This window comes from Enterobacter cloacae complex sp. 382A5, from assembly GCF_050031095.1.
Lineage (GTDB): Bacteria > Pseudomonadota > Gammaproteobacteria > Enterobacterales > Enterobacteriaceae > Enterobacter > Enterobacter cloacae.
This window is the reverse complement of sequence record NZ_JBLGVK010000001.1, coordinates 3,197,009-3,213,609: the sequence shown is the minus strand read 5'-3', so window position 1 is coordinate 3,213,609 and position 16,601 is coordinate 3,197,009. Positions and strand designations below refer to the sequence as shown.

General features: G+C 56.2%; 14 protein-coding genes. 13 read left to right on the top strand and 1 reads right to left on the bottom strand.

The window, feature by feature from the left end:
- Nucleotides 1–550: 550 nt before the first annotated feature.
- The 13 genes from nuoA (at nucleotide 551) to nuoN (ending at nucleotide 15,490) form a co-directional block, all read left to right on the top strand.
- Nucleotides 551–991, top strand: a complete 441-nt coding sequence (gene nuoA, locus ACQG2G_RS15100; RefSeq protein WP_014171000.1) for an NADH-quinone oxidoreductase subunit NuoA — start codon at nucleotides 551–553, stop codon at nucleotides 989–991.
- A 15-nt stretch (nucleotides 992–1,006) separates the two neighbouring features.
- Nucleotides 1,007–1,681, top strand: a complete 675-nt coding sequence (nuoB, locus tag ACQG2G_RS15095) for an NADH-quinone oxidoreductase subunit NuoB (RefSeq protein WP_003861482.1) — start codon at nucleotides 1,007–1,009, stop codon at nucleotides 1,679–1,681.
- 89 nt (nucleotides 1,682–1,770) lie between these two features.
- The gene (gene nuoC, locus ACQG2G_RS15090; RefSeq protein WP_248766587.1) at nucleotides 1,771–3,573 is read left to right on the top strand and encodes an NADH-quinone oxidoreductase subunit C/D; all 1,803 of its coding nucleotides are present in this window, start codon (nucleotides 1,771–1,773) and stop codon (nucleotides 3,571–3,573) included.
- A 2-nt stretch (nucleotides 3,574–3,575) separates the two neighbouring features.
- Nucleotides 3,576–4,076, top strand: a complete 501-nt coding sequence (gene nuoE / locus ACQG2G_RS15085) for an NADH-quinone oxidoreductase subunit NuoE (RefSeq protein WP_003861486.1) — start codon at nucleotides 3,576–3,578, stop codon at nucleotides 4,074–4,076.
- On the top strand, nucleotides 4,073–5,410 hold the full coding sequence (gene nuoF / locus ACQG2G_RS15080) for an NADH-quinone oxidoreductase subunit NuoF (protein WP_003861487.1): 1,338 nt from the start codon (nucleotides 4,073–4,075) through the stop codon (nucleotides 5,408–5,410). The genes nuoE and nuoF overlap by 4 nt, the downstream gene beginning before the upstream one ends.
- Before the next feature lie 54 nt (nucleotides 5,411–5,464).
- Nucleotides 5,465–8,188, top strand: a complete 2,724-nt coding sequence (gene nuoG / locus ACQG2G_RS15075) for an NADH-quinone oxidoreductase subunit NuoG (protein ID WP_061772063.1) — start codon at nucleotides 5,465–5,467, stop codon at nucleotides 8,186–8,188.
- The gene (gene nuoH, locus ACQG2G_RS15070) at nucleotides 8,185–9,162 is read left to right on the top strand and encodes an NADH-quinone oxidoreductase subunit NuoH (RefSeq protein WP_013098104.1); all 978 of its coding nucleotides are present in this window, start codon (nucleotides 8,185–8,187) and stop codon (nucleotides 9,160–9,162) included. Before nuoG ends, nuoH begins: the two co-directional genes overlap by 4 nt.
- Before the next feature lie 13 nt (nucleotides 9,163–9,175).
- Complete coding sequence (gene nuoI, locus ACQG2G_RS15065) at nucleotides 9,176–9,718, top strand: NADH-quinone oxidoreductase subunit NuoI (protein ID WP_003861491.1); 543 nt, start codon at nucleotides 9,176–9,178, stop codon at nucleotides 9,716–9,718.
- A 10-nt stretch (nucleotides 9,719–9,728) separates the two neighbouring features.
- The gene (gene nuoJ, locus ACQG2G_RS15060) at nucleotides 9,729–10,283 is read left to right on the top strand and encodes an NADH-quinone oxidoreductase subunit J (RefSeq protein ID WP_008500212.1); all 555 of its coding nucleotides are present in this window, start codon (nucleotides 9,729–9,731) and stop codon (nucleotides 10,281–10,283) included.
- Nucleotides 10,280–10,582 carry an NADH-quinone oxidoreductase subunit NuoK gene (gene nuoK / locus ACQG2G_RS15055; RefSeq protein ID WP_003861496.1) on the top strand — a complete coding sequence of 101 codons (303 nt, stop codon included), beginning with the start codon at nucleotides 10,280–10,282 and terminating at the stop codon, nucleotides 10,580–10,582. The genes nuoJ and nuoK overlap by 4 nt, the downstream gene beginning before the upstream one ends.
- On the top strand, nucleotides 10,579–12,420 hold the full coding sequence (gene nuoL, locus ACQG2G_RS15050) for an NADH-quinone oxidoreductase subunit L (protein WP_014832758.1): 1,842 nt from the start codon (nucleotides 10,579–10,581) through the stop codon (nucleotides 12,418–12,420). Before nuoK ends, nuoL begins: the two co-directional genes overlap by 4 nt.
- Nucleotides 12,421–12,496: 76 nt before the next feature.
- Nucleotides 12,497–14,026 carry an NADH-quinone oxidoreductase subunit M gene (gene nuoM, locus ACQG2G_RS15045; RefSeq protein ID WP_061772078.1) on the top strand — a complete coding sequence of 510 codons (1,530 nt, stop codon included), beginning with the start codon at nucleotides 12,497–12,499 and terminating at the stop codon, nucleotides 14,024–14,026.
- Between the two features lie 6 nt (nucleotides 14,027–14,032).
- On the top strand, nucleotides 14,033–15,490 hold the full coding sequence (gene nuoN, locus ACQG2G_RS15040) for an NADH-quinone oxidoreductase subunit NuoN (protein ID WP_014832756.1): 1,458 nt from the start codon (nucleotides 14,033–14,035) through the stop codon (nucleotides 15,488–15,490).
- A gap of 92 nt (nucleotides 15,491–15,582) precedes the next feature.
- Here nuoN and ACQG2G_RS15035 read toward each other — a convergent pair whose 3' ends face one another.
- Nucleotides 15,583–16,587 carry a chemotaxis protein gene (locus tag ACQG2G_RS15035; protein WP_013098100.1) on the bottom strand — a complete coding sequence of 335 codons (1,005 nt, stop codon included), beginning with the start codon at nucleotides 16,585–16,587 and terminating at the stop codon, nucleotides 15,583–15,585.
- Nucleotides 16,588–16,601 lie beyond the last annotated feature (14 nt).

Sequence of the window (16,601 nt, the reverse complement as noted above, 5' to 3'; positions counted from 1 at the left end):
TTTTGCACAAATTCTCTCCGCTAATGAGAGTGAAATGAAAAGAGTTCTTAATTATCAATGAGTAAAATACAGTCGATTAAAGTCTGAACAAATTCTTTTCTCACTTCCTTCCCGCGCCAGGCATGTTAATAAAACAGGAAAGATGTTGCCGTTTTACTGGTTGAATTAACAAAAGCGTGTCTCAGATCAAGAAAATACTCCCATTTAGGGGGAGGAATCGTTGGCAAATCCTGTCAAAATAGGAGGGTTATTTTTTTTACTTCCAAAACGGACACGATTCAACAACATGCATTTGACGAAAAGTCAGGTAACCACCAGGGTTAAAGGGCACCAAATGTTAATGAGAATCGCTCGATGTAATTTAATGTGAAGAAACCTTTGTTAAAGTTGACAATAGGTTATAGAAAGGAGTAAAAAACCCCATCATTTTGCTGTCTACGTCTCATTTCTGACAGTTAGTGTAAGGTTATTTGTTCCTCCCCATGAATCGATGTGATGCCCATCTGCCAGCAAGAGCAGTGTCGTTGGTATCACTTTTGATGAGTAAGCAATGAGTATGTCAACATCCACAGAAGTCATCGCTCATCACTGGGCATTCGCAATCTTTCTTATTGTAGCCATTGGCCTGTGCTGCCTGATGTTAGTCGGCGGCTGGTTCCTGGGCGGTCGCGCCCGCGCAAGGCACAAAAACACCCCTTTCGAATCAGGTATTGATTCAGTAGGTTCCGCTCGCTTACGCCTGTCTGCCAAGTTCTATCTGGTAGCCATGTTCTTCGTCATCTTTGACGTGGAAGCGCTTTACCTTTTCGCATGGTCGACCTCCATCCGCGAAAGTGGTTGGGTAGGCTTTGTCGAGGCCGCAATTTTCATTTTAGTGCTACTGGCCGGTCTGGTTTATCTGGTGCGTATTGGCGCGCTTGACTGGACGCCTGCGCGTTCACGTCGTGAACACATCAACCCGGAAAACAGTATCTCTAATCGTCAGCAGTAACAGCGAGGCAATAAGATGGATTATACGCTCACCCGCATAGATCCTAACGGTGAGAATGACCGTTACCCCCTGCAAAAACAGGAGATCGTAACCGACCCCCTGGAGCAAGAAGTCAATAAAAGCGTGTACATGGGCAAGCTCGAACATGCCATGCACGATATGGTCAACTGGGGTCGTAAGAACTCCATCTGGCCATACAACTTTGGCCTTTCCTGCTGCTACGTTGAAATGGTGACGTCATTCACTGCGGTGCATGACGTTGCGCGTTTTGGGGCAGAGGTACTGCGTGCATCCCCACGTCAGGCTGACCTGATGGTGGTGGCCGGTACGTGCTTTACCAAGATGGCACCGGTTATTCAGCGTCTTTATGACCAGATGCTGGAGCCAAAATGGGTTATCTCCATGGGCGCATGTGCAAACTCTGGCGGTATGTACGACATTTATTCCGTTGTGCAGGGCGTAGATAAGTTTATTCCAGTGGATGTATACATCCCGGGTTGCCCGCCACGTCCGGAAGCTTACATGCAAGCGCTGATGCTGCTGCAGGAGTCTATCGGTAAAGAACGCCGCCCGCTGTCGTGGGTTGTTGGCGATCAGGGTGTCTATCGCGCGAACATGCAGTCTGAGCGCGAGCGTAAACGTGGTGAACGTATTGCCGTCACCAACCTGCGTACGCCTGACGAAATTTAATTTGCGCCTGTGGGCCTGGAGAACACCTTCGCATATCACTACTCAAATAGCGCGAAGCCAGGCTTAACAGTCACCACGGACCATTTGCAATGGTGAACAATATGACCGACTTAACCGCGCAAGAAGCCGCCTGGCAGACCCGGGATCATCTGGATGACCCCGTCATTGGCGAACTGCGCAACCGTTTTGGGCCGGATGCCTTTACTGTTCAGGCGACCCGCACCGGGGTACCCGTTGTTTGGGTGAAGCGTGAACAATTGCTGGAAGTTGTCGATTTCCTCAAGAAATCGCCAAAACCTTACGTCATGCTGTTTGACTTACACGGCATGGATGAACGTCTGCGCACGCACCGCCAGGGTCTCCCTGCTGCGGATTTTTCCGTTTTCTACCACCTGATCTCAATAGACCGCAATACGGATATCATGCTCAAGGTGGCATTGTCTGAAAACGACATGCATCTACCGACGCTCACAAAACTTTTCCCGAACGCCAACTGGTACGAGCGTGAAACCTGGGAAATGTTCGGTATGACCTTCGACGGCCACCCGCATCTGACGCGCATCATGATGCCGCAGACCTGGACCGGCCACCCGCTGCGTAAAGACTACCCGGCACGTGCGACTGAATTCGATCCGTTTGAGCTGACCAAAGCCAAGCAGGATCTGGAGATGGAAGCGCTGACCTTCAAGCCGGAAGACTGGGGCATGAAGCGCGGTACCGAAAACGAGGACTTCATGTTCCTCAACCTCGGTCCAAACCACCCGTCTGCGCACGGTGCATTCCGTATTATTCTTCAGCTTGATGGCGAAGAGATTGTCGACTGCGTTCCGGATATCGGTTACCACCACCGTGGTGCTGAGAAAATGGGGGAGCGTCAGTCCTGGCACAGTTACATTCCGTATACCGACCGTATCGAGTACCTCGGCGGCTGCGTAAACGAAATGCCTTACGTGCTGGCCGTTGAGAAACTGGCAGGCATCACCGTGCCGGATCGCGTTAACGTGATTCGCGTTATGCTGTCAGAACTGTTCCGTATTAACAGCCATCTGCTGTACATCTCCACGTTCATTCAGGACGTTGGCGCGATGACCCCGGTCTTCTTCGCCTTTACCGACCGTCAGAAAATTTACGATCTGGTGGAAGCGATTACCGGTTTCCGTATGCACCCGGCCTGGTTCCGTATCGGCGGTGTGGCACACGATCTGCCGCGCGGCTGGGACCGTCTGCTGCGTGAATTCCTTGACTGGATGCCGAAACGTCTGGCCTCGTATGAGAAAGCCGCGCTGCGTAACTCCATCCTGAAAGGCCGTTCCCAGGGCGTTGCTGCCTACGGCGCGAAAGAGGCGCTGGAGTGGGGGACCACCGGTGCTGGCCTGCGTGCGACCGGTATTGATTTCGACGTGCGTAAAGCGCGTCCTTACTCTGGCTATGAGAACTTCGACTTTGAAGTCCCGGTTGGCGGCGGTGTTTCCGACTGCTATACCCGTGTGATGCTGAAAGTAGAAGAGCTGCGCCAGAGTCTGCGCATCCTTGAGCAGTGCCTCAACAACATGCCGGAAGGCCCGTTCAAGGCGGATCACCCGCTGACGACGCCGCCACCGAAAGAGCGCACGCTGCAACATATCGAAACCCTGATCACACACTTCCTGCAGGTTTCCTGGGGCCCGGTCATGCCGGCACAAGAATCCTTCCAGATGATCGAAGCGACCAAGGGTATTAACAGTTACTACCTGACCAGTGACGGCAGCACCATGAGCTACCGTACCCGCGTGCGTACGCCGAGCTTTGCGCACCTGCAGCAGATCCCGTCCGCCATCCGCGGCAGTCTGGTCTCCGACCTGATTGTGTATCTGGGTAGTATCGATTTTGTTATGTCAGATGTGGACCGCTAATTATGCACGAGAATCAACAACCACAAACCGAGGCTTTTGAGCTGAGTGAAGCAGAGCGTGCCGCCATTGAGCACGAGATGCACCACTACGAAGACCCGCGTGCGGCGTCCATTGAAGCGCTGAAAATCGTACAGAAACAGCGTGGTTGGGTGCCGGATGGGGCGATCTATGCGATCGCAGAAGTGCTGGGTATCCCGGCCAGTGACGTAGAAGGCGTAGCCACGTTCTACAGCCAGATCTTCCGTCAGCCGGTGGGCCGCCATGTGATCCGCTACTGTGACAGCGTTGTCTGCCACATTACCGGTTATCAGGGCATTCAGGCTGCGATTGAGAAAAAACTCAATATCAAGCCGGGCCAGACCACGTTCGATGGTCGCTTTACTCTGCTGCCAACCTGCTGCCTGGGTAACTGCGACAAGGGGCCGACCATGATGATTGATGAGGATACTCACAGCCATCTGACGCCGGAAGCCATTCCTGACCTGCTGGAGCAGTACAAATGAAAACTGTAATTCGTACTGCTGAGACACATCCGCTGACCTGGCGTCTGCGCGATGACAAACAGCCGGTATGGCTCGACGAATACCAGAGCAAAAACGGCTATGCCGGGGCGCGTAAAGCCCTGGGCGGCATGGCGCCAGACGACATCGTTAACGCGGTGAAAGAGTCGGGTCTGAAAGGCCGCGGCGGCGCGGGCTTCTCCACCGGTCTGAAGTGGAGCCTGATGCCAAAAGATGAATCCATGAACATCCGTTACCTGCTGTGTAATGCGGATGAAATGGAGCCGGGTACCTATAAAGACCGTCTGCTGATGGAGCAACTGCCGCACCTGCTGGTGGAAGGCATGTTGATCTCCGCGTTCGCGCTGAAAGCGTACCGTGGTTACATCTTCCTGCGTGGTGAGTACATCGAAGCGGCGGAAAACCTGCGTCGCGCGATTGCCGAAGCGACCGAAGCGGGCCTGCTTGGCAAAAACATTCTCGGCACCGGGTTTGACTTCGAGCTGTTCGTGCACACCGGTGCAGGGCGTTATATCTGCGGTGAAGAGACCGCGCTGATTAACTCCCTGGAAGGCCGCCGTGCGAACCCGCGTTCCAAGCCGCCGTTCCCGGCAAGCTCCGGTGTGTGGGGTAAACCGACCTGTGTGAACAACGTCGAAACCCTGTGTAACGTTCCGGCTATCCTCGCCAACGGCGTGGAGTGGTATCAGGGCATCTCCTCAAGCAAAGATGCCGGTACCAAGCTGATGGGCTTCTCCGGCCGCGTGAAAAACCCTGGCGTCTGGGAACTGCCGTTCGGTACCACCGCCCGCGAAATTCTTGAAGACTACGCCGGTGGCATGCGCGATGGCCTGAAATTTAAAGCCTGGCAGCCGGGTGGGGCAGGGACAGACTTCCTGACCGAAGCGCACCTTGACCTGCCGATGGAGTTCGAAAGCATTGGTAAAGCAGGCAGTCGTCTGGGTACGGCGCTGGCGATGGCCGTCGACCATGAGATCGGCATGGTATCGCTGGTGCGTAACCTGGAAGAGTTCTTCGCCCGTGAGTCCTGCGGCTGGTGTACACCGTGCCGTGACGGTCTGCCGTGGAGCGTGAAGATCCTGCGTGCTATCGAACGCGGCGAAGGCCAGCCTGGTGATATCGAGACACTTGAGCAACTGTGTCGATTCTTAGGGCCGGGTAAAACCTTCTGTGCCCACGCACCGGGTGCCGTCGAGCCGCTGCAGAGCGCGATTAAATATTTCCGCGACGAATTCGAAGCAGGCATCAAGCAGCCGTTCAGCAATACCCATTCCATCAATGGTATTCAGCCGAACCTGCTGAAAGCACGCTGGTAAAAACAGAATTTTGATTAACGCTCGGTTTCGGCCGAGCCAACTGGAAGCATGCTAATGGCTACGATTCATGTAGACGGCAAAGAATACGAAGTCAACGGGGCGGACAACCTGCTGGAAGCTTGTCTGTCTCTTGGCCTCGATATTCCGTACTTTTGCTGGCATCCGGCGCTGGGCAGCGTCGGTGCTTGCCGCCAGTGTGCGGTGAAGCAATATCAAAACGCGGAAGACACGCGTGGTCGCCTGGTGATGTCCTGTATGACGCCAGCCACCGAAGGCACCTTTATTTCGATTGATGACGAAGAAGCCAAACAGTTCCGTGAAAGCGTTGTGGAATGGTTGATGACCAACCACCCGCACGACTGCCCGGTCTGTGAAGAGGGCGGCAACTGCCACCTTCAGGATATGACCGTAATGACCGGTCACAGCTTCCGTCGCTATCGCTTTACTAAACGTACGCACCGTAACCAGGACCTGGGGCCGTTCATCTCTCACGAAATGAACCGCTGCATCGCCTGCTACCGCTGCGTGCGTTACTACAAAGATTACGCAGACGGTCAGGATCTGGGCGTGTATGGCGCACATGACAACGTCTACTTCGGTCGTCCGGAAGACGGTACGCTTGAGAGCGAATTCTCCGGTAACCTGGTAGAAATCTGTCCGACCGGCGTATTCACCGATAAAACTCACTCCGAGCGTTACAACCGTAAGTGGGACATGCAGTTTGCACCAAGCATCTGCCAGCAGTGTTCGCTGGGCTGTAACACCAGCCCGGGTGAGCGCTACGGCGAACTGCGTCGTATCGAAAACCGTTACAACGGTACCGTAAACCATTACTTCCTGTGCGACCGCGGTCGTTTCGGCTATGGCTATGTGAACCTGAAAGACCGTCCGCGTCAGCCGGTTCAGCGCCGTGGCGACGACTTCATCACCCTGAACGCTGAACAGGCGATGCAGGGTGCGGCAGATATTCTGCGTCAGTCGAAGAAAGTGATCGGTATCGGCTCCCCGCGTGCCAGCATCGAAAGCAACTTCGCGCTGCGTGAGCTGGTGGGGGCGGAAAACTTCTACACCGGTATCGCTCAGGGCGAGCAGGAACGTCTGCAGCTGGTACTGAAAGTGCTGCGCGAAGGCGGTATTCATACCCCTGCGCTGCGCGAAATCGAATCGTATGATGCGGTTCTGGTGCTGGGCGAAGATCTGACGCAGACCGGCGCTCGCGCGGCTCTGGCGGTTCGCCAGGCGGTGAAGGGTAAAGCACGTGAAATGGCAGCGGCACAGAAAGTGGCTGACTGGCAGATTGCGGCAATTCTTAACATCGGCCAGCGCGCGAAGCATCCTCTGTTTGTGACGAACGTCGACAACACCCGTCTGGACGATATCGCCGCGTGGACCTACTGCGCGCCGGTTGAAGATCAGGCGCGTCTTGGCTTTGCCATTGCTCATGCGCTGGACAACAATTCTCCGGCCGTTGAACTGGATCGTGACCTGCAAAGCAAAGTCGACGTGATTGTTCAGGCGCTGGCGGGGGCGAAGAAGCCACTGATTATCTCCGGGACTAACGCCGGTAGCGCCGAAATCATTCAGGCTGCAGCGAACGTCGCCAAAGCCCTGAAAGGCCGCGGTGCGGACGTTGGTGTCACCATGATTGCCCGTGCGGTGAACAGCATCGGTCTGGGTATGATTGGCGGCGGCTCGCTGGAAGAAGCGTTAAGCGAACTGGAGTCCGGTGCTGCTGACGCCGTTGTGGTGCTGGAAAATGACCTGCATCGCCATGCCTCTGCCGCGCGCGTTGACGCTGCGCTCTCTAAAGCACCGCTGGTGATGGTAATCGACCATCAGCGCACCGCGATTATGGATAAAGCGCACCTGGTGCTCTCTGCGGCAAGCTTCGCAGAAAGCGACGGTACGGTTATCAACAACGAAGGCCGCGCACAGCGTTTCTTCCAGGTTTATGACCCGGCGTACTACGACAGCAACACCGTGATGCTGGAAAGCTGGCGCTGGCTGCACTCCCTGCACAGCACCGTGCAGAGCCGTGAAGTGGACTGGACGCAGCTCGACCACGTTATCGATGCGGTAGTCGAAAAACTGCCTCAGCTGGCGGGCATTAAAGATGCCGCGCCTGAAGCGAGCTTCCGTATTCGCGGCCAGAAACTGGCGCGTGAACCGCACCGTTACAGTGGCCGTACCGCGATGCGTGCCAATATCAGCGTGCACGAACCGCGTCAGCCGCAGGATAAAGACACCATGTTCGCCTTCTCCATGGAAGGGAACAACCAGCCGTCTGCGCCGCGTTCACAGATCCCATTCGCATGGGCACCGGGCTGGAACTCCCCGCAGGCGTGGAACAAGTTCCAGGCGGAAGTGGGCGGTTCACTGCGTCACGGCGATCCGGGCGTGCGTCTGATTGAAGCCTCCGAAACCGGTCTGGACTTCTTCACGACCGTTCCGGCGAGCTTCCAGGCGCAGGACGGTAGCTGGCGTATTGCACCGTACTACCATCTGTTTGGTAGCGACGAGCTGTCCCAGCGTTCACCGGTATTCCAGCAGCGTATGCCGCAGCCGTACATCAAGCTCAACCCGGCAGACGCCGCGAAGCTTGGCGTGAACGCGGGTGCGAACATTGCCTTTAGCTACGAGGGCCAGACCATCAGCCTGCCGCTGGTTATCTCTGAAAGCCTGACAGCAGGGCAGGTCGGTCTGCCGATGGGTATGCCTGGCATCGCGCCGGTACTGGCGGGTGCGCGTCTTGATAACCTGCAGGAGGCAAAAGCATGAGTTGGTTAACGCCGGATCTTATCGACATCCTGCTGAGCATTCTGAAAGCGATTGTCATTCTGCTGGTGGTGGTCACCTGTGGTGCGTTCATGAGCTTTGGTGAACGTCGTCTGCTTGGTCTGTTCCAGAACCGTTATGGACCAAACCGCGTTGGCTGGGGTGGTTCACTCCAGCTGGTTGCGGACATGATCAAGATGTTCTTCAAAGAGGACTGGATCCCACGCTTCTCGGATCGCGTGATCTTTACGCTGGCACCGATGATCGCCTTCACCTCGCTGCTGCTGGCGTTTGCTATCGTTCCTGTCAGCCCGACCTGGGTGGTGGCTGACCTGAACATCGGCATTCTGTTCTTCCTGATGATGGCAGGGCTCGCGGTTTACGCGGTACTGTTCGCAGGCTGGTCCAGTAACAACAAATACTCGCTGCTGGGTGCGATGCGTGCTTCCGCGCAGACGCTGAGCTACGAAGTGTTCCTGGGGCTCTCCCTGATGGGCGTGGTGGCGCAGGCCGGTTCATTCAACATGACCGACATCGTTAACAACCAGGCCGACATCTGGAACGTTATCCCGCAGTTCTTTGGTTTTGTTACCTTTGCTATCGCGGGCGTGGCGGTGTGTCACCGTCACCCGTTTGACCAGCCAGAAGCCGAACAGGAACTGGCCGACGGTTACCACATTGAATATTCCGGTATGAAATTCGGTCTGTTCTTCGTGGGCGAGTACATCGGTATCGTCACCATTTCCGCGTTGATGGTAACGCTGTTCTTTGGTGGCTGGCATGGCCCGTTCTTACCGCCGTTCATCTGGTTCGCGCTGAAAACCGCGTTCTTCATGATGATGTTCATTTTGATTCGCGCAGCGTTACCGCGTCCGCGTTATGACCAGGTAATGTCCTTCGGCTGGAAAGTGTGCCTGCCGCTGACGCTCGTCAACTTGTTGGTAACGGCGGCTGTCATTCTCTGGCAGCAGCCATAAGGGGCTATAGACCATGACCTTAAAAGAATTACTGGTAGGCTTTGGTACCCAGGTACGCAGTATCTGGATGATCGGCCTGCACGCGTTTGCCAAACGCGAAACCCGGATGTACCCGGAAGAGCCGGTATATCTGCCGCCGCGCTACCGTGGCCGTATCGTGCTGACGCGCGACCCGGACGGCTCCGAGCGCTGCGTTGCCTGTAACCTGTGTGCGGTAGCGTGTCCGGTAGGCTGTATCTCTCTGCAGAAAGCAGAGACGGTAGACGGCCGCTGGTACCCTGAGTTCTTCCGCATCAACTTCTCACGCTGCATCTTCTGTGGTCTGTGTGAAGAAGCGTGCCCAACCACGGCGATTCAGCTCACCCCGGACTTCGAACTGGGTGAGTACAAGCGTCAGGATCTGGTGTACGAGAAAGAGGATCTGCTGATTTCCGGTCCGGGCAAATACCCGGAATATAACTTCTACCGGATGGCGGGTATGGCAATCGACGGCAAAGATAAGGGCGAAGCAGAGAACGAAGCCAAGCCTATCGACGTCAAGAGCCTGTTACCGTAAGGAGAGGGCAATGGAATTCGCTTTTTATATCTGTGGCCTTATCGCCATCCTGGCTACGCTACGAGTGATTACGCACACCAATCCGGTGCATGCGCTGCTGTACTTAATCATTTCGCTGCTGGCTATTTCCGGGGTGTTCTTTGCGCTCGGCGCGCACTTTGCCGGTGCGCTGGAAATCATCGTTTACGCCGGTGCCATCATGGTGCTGTTCGTCTTCGTGGTGATGATGCTGAACCTGGGCGGCTCTGAAATTGAGCAGGAACGTCAGTGGTTAAAACCGCAGGTGTGGATTGGCCCGGCAATTTTGTCGGCCATCATGCTGGTGGTGATTGTTTATGCCATTCTCGGCGTGAACGACCAGGGCATCGACGGTACGCCAATCGGCGCGAAAGAAGTGGGTATCACGCTGTTTGGCCCATACGTTCTGGCGGTTGAACTGGCCTCTATGCTGCTGCTGGCGGGTCTGGTTGTTGCCTTCCACGTTGGCCGCGAAGAGCGTGCTGGTGAGGTGCTGAGCAACCGCACTGACGACCGCGCGAAAAGAAAAACGGAGGAACGCGCATGATCCCCTTAACACATGGACTGATCCTCGCTGCGATTTTATTCGTTCTGGGCTTAACCGGTCTGGTTATCCGCCGCAATCTGCTGTTTATGCTGATCGGTCTGGAAATCATGATTAACGCCTCCGCGCTGGCCTTCGTGGTCGCCGGAAGCTACTGGGGCCAGACCGATGGTCAGGTGATGTACATTCTCGCCATCAGCCTCGCGGCTGCCGAAGCGAGTATTGGCCTGGCGCTGTTGCTGCAGCTCCATCGTCGCCGCCAGAACCTGAACATCGATTCAGTAAGTGAGTTGCGTGGATGAACATGCTTGCCTTAACCATTATTTTTCCGCTGATTGGCTTCGTGCTGCTGGCGTTTTCTCGCGGCCGCTGGTCTGAGAATCTGTCTGCGACCGTCGGCATGGGATCTGTCGGTCTGGCTGCGCTGGTAACAGCGTATGCGGGTATCGATTTCTTCAACAACGGGCGTCAGGCCTTCAGCGTGCCGCTGTGGACCTGGATGTCGGTCGGTGATTTCAACATCGGTTTTAACCTGGTGCTGGATGGTCTCTCGCTGACCATGCTCTCCGTGGTGACCGGCGTGGGCTTCCTGATCCATATGTTCGCCTCCTGGTACATGCGCGGTGAAGAGGGCTACTCCCGCTTCTTCGCCTACACCAACCTGTTTATCGCCAGCATGGTGGTTCTGGTGCTGGCCGATAACCTGCTGCTGATGTATCTGGGCTGGGAAGGCGTGGGTCTCTGTTCGTACCTGCTGATCGGGTTCTACTACACCGATCCGAAGAATGGCGCAGCGGCCATGAAAGCGTTCGTCGTGACCCGTGTGGGTGACGTCTTCCTCGCGTTCGCGCTGTTCATTCTCTATAACGAACTGGGCACGCTGAACTTCCGCGAAATGGTGGAACTGGCGCCGGCACACTTCGCCGCAGGCAACAACATGCTGTGGTGGGCAACGCTGATGCTGCTGGGTGGTGCTGTGGGTAAATCTGCACAGCTGCCGTTGCAGACATGGCTGGCCGACGCGATGGCGGGTCCAACCCCTGTCTCCGCGCTGATCCACGCCGCGACCATGGTCACCGCCGGTGTGTACCTGATTGCGCGTACCCATGGCCTGTTCCTGATGACCCCGGAAATTCTGCATCTGGTGGGTATCGTCGGTGCGGTCACGCTGGTGCTGGCAGGCTTTGCCGCGCTGGTGCAGACTGACATCAAACGCGTTCTTGCTTATTCCACCATGAGCCAGATTGGCTACATGTTCCTGGCGCTGGGCGTTCAGGCGTGGGACGCGGCGATTTTCCACCTGATGACGCACGCGTTCTTTAAAGCGCTGCTGTTCCTCTCATCCGGTTCCGTGATCCTGGCCTGCCATCACGAGCAGAACATCTTCAAGATGGGCGGACTGCGTAAGTCCATCCCGCTGGTGTATGTCTGCTTCCTGGTGGGCGGCGCGGCGCTGGCGGCACTGCCGCTAATTACCGCGGGCTTCTTCAGTAAGGACGAAATCCTTGCCGGTGCCATGGCGAATGGTCATATCAATCTGATGGTTGCGGGTCTGGTCGGTGCGTTCATGACCTCCCTGTATACCTTCCGTATGATTTTCATCGTATTCCACGGTAAAGAACAAATTCACGCTCATGCAGGGAAGGGGATTACTCACCACCTGCCGCTGATTGTGCTGCTGGTCCTGTCCACCTTCGTTGGCGCGATGATTGTGCCGCCGCTGCAGGGTGTACTGCCAGACACCACCGAGCTTGAGCACGGCCGCGTTCTGACGCTTGAAATCACCTCTGGTGTGGTCGCTATCGCGGGTATCCTGATTGCTGCATGGCTGTGGCTGGGCAAACGCACGCTGGTGACTGCCGTTGCCAACAGTGCGCCAGGCCGTCTGCTGGGCACCTGGTGGTACAACGCGTGGGGCTTCGACTGGCTGTACGACATGATCTTCGTTAAGCCGTTCCTGGGCATTGCGTGGCTGCTGAAGCGCGACCCACTGAACAGCCTGATGAATATCCCGGCGATCCTTTCCCGCTTTGCAGGCAAAGGCCTGCTGTACAGCGAGAACGGTTACCTGCGCTGGTATGTGGCGTCCATGAGCATCGGTGCGGTTGTCGTGCTGGCGCTGCTGATGGTGTTGCGTTGATCGTAAAGTGAATTTTATTCGAATTCGTTGAAAATCAGGCCCCTGCTGGGGGCCTTAAAAAGGAATGTAAATCGCCATGTTACTACCCTGGCTAATATTAATTCCCTTCATCGGCGGCTTCCTGTGCTGGCAGACTGAACGCTTTGGCGTGAAGATGCCGCGCTGGATCGCGCTGATCACCATGGGATTGACGCTCGCGCTTGGTCTGCAACTCTGGTTGCAGGGTGGCTACTCCCTGACCCAGTCTGCGGGCATTCCGCAGTGGCAGTCTGAGTTTATCCTGCCGTGGATCCCGCGTTTCGGCATTACGATCCACCTGGCGATTGACGGTCTGTCGCTGCTGATGGTAGTGCTGACCGGTCTGCTCGGCGTTCTGGCGGTACTTTGCTCCTGGCGAGAAATCGAAAAATACCAGGGCTTCTTCCACCTGAACCTGATGTGGATCCTGGGCGGCGTAATCGGCGTGTTCCTTGCCATCGACATGTTCCTGTTCTTCTTCTTCTGGGAGATGATGCTGGTGCCGATGTACTTCCTGATCGCGCTGTGGGGCCATAAGGCGTCCGACGGTAAAACGCGTATCACGGCGGCCACCAAGTTCTTCATCTATACCCAGGCGAGTGGTCTGGTGATGCTGATTGCCATTCTGGCGCTGGTGTTTGTGCACCACAATGCGACCGGTGTCTGGACCTTCAACTACGAAGACCTGCTGAAGACCCCGATGTCTCACGGTGTGGAATACCTGCTGATGCTCGGCTTCTTCATCGCCTTCGCGGTGAAAATGCCGGTAGTACCGTTACACGGCTGGCTGCCAGACGCGCACTCTCAGGCGCCAACCGCAGGTTCTGTTGACCTGGCGGGCATCTTGCTGAAAACGGCAGCCTACGGTCTGCTGCGTTTCGCGCTGCCGCTGTTCCCGAACGCGTCCGCTGAGTTCGCACCGATTGCCATGTGGCTGGGTGTGATCGGTATCTTCTACGGTGCCTGGATGGCGTTCACGCAGTACGACATCAAACGTCTGATTGCGTACACCTCCGTCTCCCACATGGGCTTCGTGCTGATTGCTATCTACACCGGCAGCCAGCTGGCGTACCAGGGGGCGGTGATCCAGATGATTGCGCACGGTCTGTCCGCAGCCGGTCTCTTCATCCTCTGTGGTCAGCTGTACGAACGTCTGCACACCCGTGACATGCGTATGATGGGCGGTCTGTGGAGCAAAATTAAGTGGCTGCCGGCGCTGTCCATGTTCTTCGCGGTGGCGACCCTGGGTATGCCAGGTACCGGTAACTTCGTCGGCGAATTTATGATTCTGTTCGGCAGCTTCAAAGTGGTACCGATGATTACTGTCATCTCCACCTTTGGTCTGGTGTTCGCGTCCGTCTACTCGCTGGCGATGCTGCACCGTGCTTACTTCGGTAAAGCGAAGAGCGTAATTGCTGCACAAGAACTGCCGGGGATGTCGCTGCGTGAGCTGTTCATCATCCTGCTGCTGGTCGTACTGCTGGTGCTGCTGGGCTTCTTCCCGCAGCCGATTCTGGATACCTCGCACTCCGCGATGGGTAATATCCAGCAGTGGTTTGTTAATTCTGCTTCTACTACAAGGCCGTAATTCGCCATGACAATAACTCCACAACAACTGATCGCGCTGCTACCGCTGCTGATCGTCGGATTGACGGTGGTGGTTGTGATGCTCTCCATTGCGTGGCGACGCAATCACTTCCTGAATGCCACGCTGTCGGTCATCGGACTGAACGCCGCGTTAGTCTCTCTCTGGTTTGTTGGCCAGGGCGGGGCGATGGACGTCACCCCGCTGATGCGCGTTGACGGCTATGCCATGCTGTACACAGGGCTGGTTCTGCTGGCGAGCCTGGCGACCTGTACCTTTGCCTATCCGTGGCTCGAAGGCTACAACGACAACAAAGAAGAGTTTTACCTGCTGGTTCTGATTGCCGCGCTGGGCGGCATTCTGCTGGCGAATGCGAACCATCTGGCTGCGCTGTTCCTCGGCATTGAGCTTATCTCTCTGCCGCTGTTCGGCCTGATTGGTTACGCCTTCCGTCAGAAGCGCTCTCTGGAAGCGAGCATCAAGTACACCATCTTGTCTGCTGCTGCCTCGTCCTTCCTGTTGTTTGGTATTGCGCTGCTGTACGCGCAGACCGGTAACCTTTCGTTCATGGCGCTTGGCAAGAGCCTCGGCGACGGCATGTTGCACGAGCCGCTGCTGCTGGCGGGTCTGGGCATGATGATTGTTGGCCTCGGCTTTAAACTCTCTCTGGTTCCGTTCCACCTGTGGACCCCGGACGTTTACCAGGGCGCACCGGCGCCGGTTTCTACCTTCCTGGCGACGGCGAGCAAAATCGCTATCTTCGGTGTGGTCATGCGCCTGTTCCTGTACGCACCGGTAGGTGACAGCGAAGCAGTTCGCACGGTGCTGGGGATTATCGCGTTCGTCTCCATCATCTTCGGTAACCTGATGGCGCTGAGCCAGACCAACATTAAACGTCTGCTGGGTTACTCCTCCATCTCTCATCTGGGCTACCTGCTGGTGGCACTGATTGCGCTGCAGAGCGGCGAGATGTCGATGGAAACCGTAGGCGTTTACCTGGCCGGTTACCTGTTCAGCAGCCTCGGCGCGTTCGGCGTGGTTAGCCTGATGTCCAGCCCGTACCGTGGCCCGGATGCAGATTCACTGTTCTCCTACCGTGGCCTGTTCTGGCACCGTCCGATCCTGTCTGCGGTGATGACCGTGATGATGCTCTCTCTGGCGGGTATCCCAATGACGCTGGGCTTCATCGGTAAGTTCTACGTGCTGGCTGTCGGTGTGCAGGCGCACCTGTGGTGGCTGACTGCGGGCGTGGTTATCGGCTCGGCAATCGGTCTGTACTACTATCTGCGTGTGGCCGTAAGCCTGTACCTGAGCGCGCCTCAGCAGCTCAACCGTGACGCACCAGGCAACTGGCAGTACAGCGCAGGTGGTATTGTGGTGCTGATCTCCGCGCTGCTGGTGCTGATCTTCGGTATCTATCCGCAGCCGCTGATTGATATCGTGCAGCGAGCAATGCCATTAATGTAAAAGCAAAAAACCCGCCTCGGCGGGTTTTTTTATGGTTTTCGCCCTCTCCCTGTGGGAGAGGGGCGGGGTGAGGGCACCAGCCCGCACCAGACTTAAGCCAGCTGTTTCCTGCTAATCAACGGTCCGTCAATCTTCTTCATCGAACGGTCCAGCACCTCTTCAATCACCGACGACAGCTCGTTCAGCTCAAACTTCGCCACGTAGCCGTCGGCCTTCACTTTACGAATATGATCTTCGTTGGCGTTGCCGGAAAGCGAAGAGTGGATCACCACCGGAATATCTTTCAGCAGCGGGTCTGTTTTGATTTTGCGCGTCAGCGTGAAACCGTCCATCTCTGGCATTTCGAGGTCGGTCAGCACCAGGGCAATTTTATCGGTGATCGGCACCCCTTCAGCCTGCGCCTGCGCGGCCAGCACGCCAATTTTCTCCCATGCGTCTTTACCGGTGATATGCAGCTGCGCCGGGATCTCCATAGCCTGCAGACCCTTCTCCAGCATGGAGCGCGCGACTTTGGAATCTTCCGCCACAATCGCCACAGCGCCAGGCTTGATGTGGAACTTAGTGGTCTGCAGATTCGTGGCGTGCAGATCGTGGTTGGCCGGCGTGATGTCATACAGGATCTGCTCAACGTCCAGCACCATCGCCAGCTCGTTGGTATCGGTCTTTTCGTCCAGACAGGCGATACTGGTGATGTAACGTCCGCTGACGGCGGTTTCCGCCGCGTGAACCTGCTTCCAGTCAAGGCGCATGATGTTCTCAACCGATTCCACCGCAAACGCCTGCACGCTGCGGGCATATTCGGTGATCAGCAGGATGTTGAGCCCCGTCGTCGGCTTACAGCCCGCCACCGCGGCCAGGTCGATCACCGGGATCACCTGATCGCGGATATTCACCATCCCCATCAGCGGGGACTTCATCCCTGCGGGTTTGGTGAACTCCGGCATCGGCACAATTTCACGCAGCTTAAAAACGTTAATGCCAAACAGCTCGGATTTATTTTCATTCAGAGACGTGCCCAGACGGAACAGCAACAGCTCAAAACGATTCGACAGGGTGAGATTTGCCCTGTCATCAATATCTTTCTGGAAATTATCCATTCTACCCTCAAGTG

Excerpts from the sequence above, each read along its gene's own strand:
- nuoA (WP_014171000.1), top strand. The coding sequence starts at position 551 with ATGAGTATGTCAACATCCACAGAAGTCATCGCTCATCACTGGGCATTC.
- nuoB (WP_003861482.1), top strand. The coding sequence starts at position 1,007 with ATGGATTATACGCTCACCCGCATAGATCCTAACGGTGAGAATGACCGT.
- nuoC (WP_248766587.1), top strand. The coding sequence starts at position 1,771 with ATGGTGAACAATATGACCGACTTAACCGCGCAAGAAGCCGCCTGGCAG.
- nuoE (WP_003861486.1), top strand. The coding sequence starts at position 3,576 with ATGCACGAGAATCAACAACCACAAACCGAGGCTTTTGAGCTGAGTGAA.
- nuoF (WP_003861487.1), top strand. The coding sequence starts at position 4,073 with ATGAAAACTGTAATTCGTACTGCTGAGACACATCCGCTGACCTGGCGT.
- nuoG (WP_061772063.1), top strand. The coding sequence starts at position 5,465 with ATGGCTACGATTCATGTAGACGGCAAAGAATACGAAGTCAACGGGGCG.
- nuoH (WP_013098104.1), top strand. The coding sequence starts at position 8,185 with ATGAGTTGGTTAACGCCGGATCTTATCGACATCCTGCTGAGCATTCTG.
- nuoI (WP_003861491.1), top strand. The coding sequence starts at position 9,176 with ATGACCTTAAAAGAATTACTGGTAGGCTTTGGTACCCAGGTACGCAGT.
- nuoJ (WP_008500212.1), top strand. The coding sequence starts at position 9,729 with ATGGAATTCGCTTTTTATATCTGTGGCCTTATCGCCATCCTGGCTACG.
- nuoK (WP_003861496.1), top strand. The coding sequence starts at position 10,280 with ATGATCCCCTTAACACATGGACTGATCCTCGCTGCGATTTTATTCGTT.
- nuoL (WP_014832758.1), top strand. The coding sequence starts at position 10,579 with ATGAACATGCTTGCCTTAACCATTATTTTTCCGCTGATTGGCTTCGTG.
- nuoM (WP_061772078.1), top strand. The coding sequence starts at position 12,497 with ATGTTACTACCCTGGCTAATATTAATTCCCTTCATCGGCGGCTTCCTG.
- nuoN (WP_014832756.1), top strand. The coding sequence starts at position 14,033 with ATGACAATAACTCCACAACAACTGATCGCGCTGCTACCGCTGCTGATC.
- ACQG2G_RS15035 (WP_013098100.1), bottom strand. The coding sequence starts at position 16,587 with ATGGATAATTTCCAGAAAGATATTGATGACAGGGCAAATCTCACCCTG.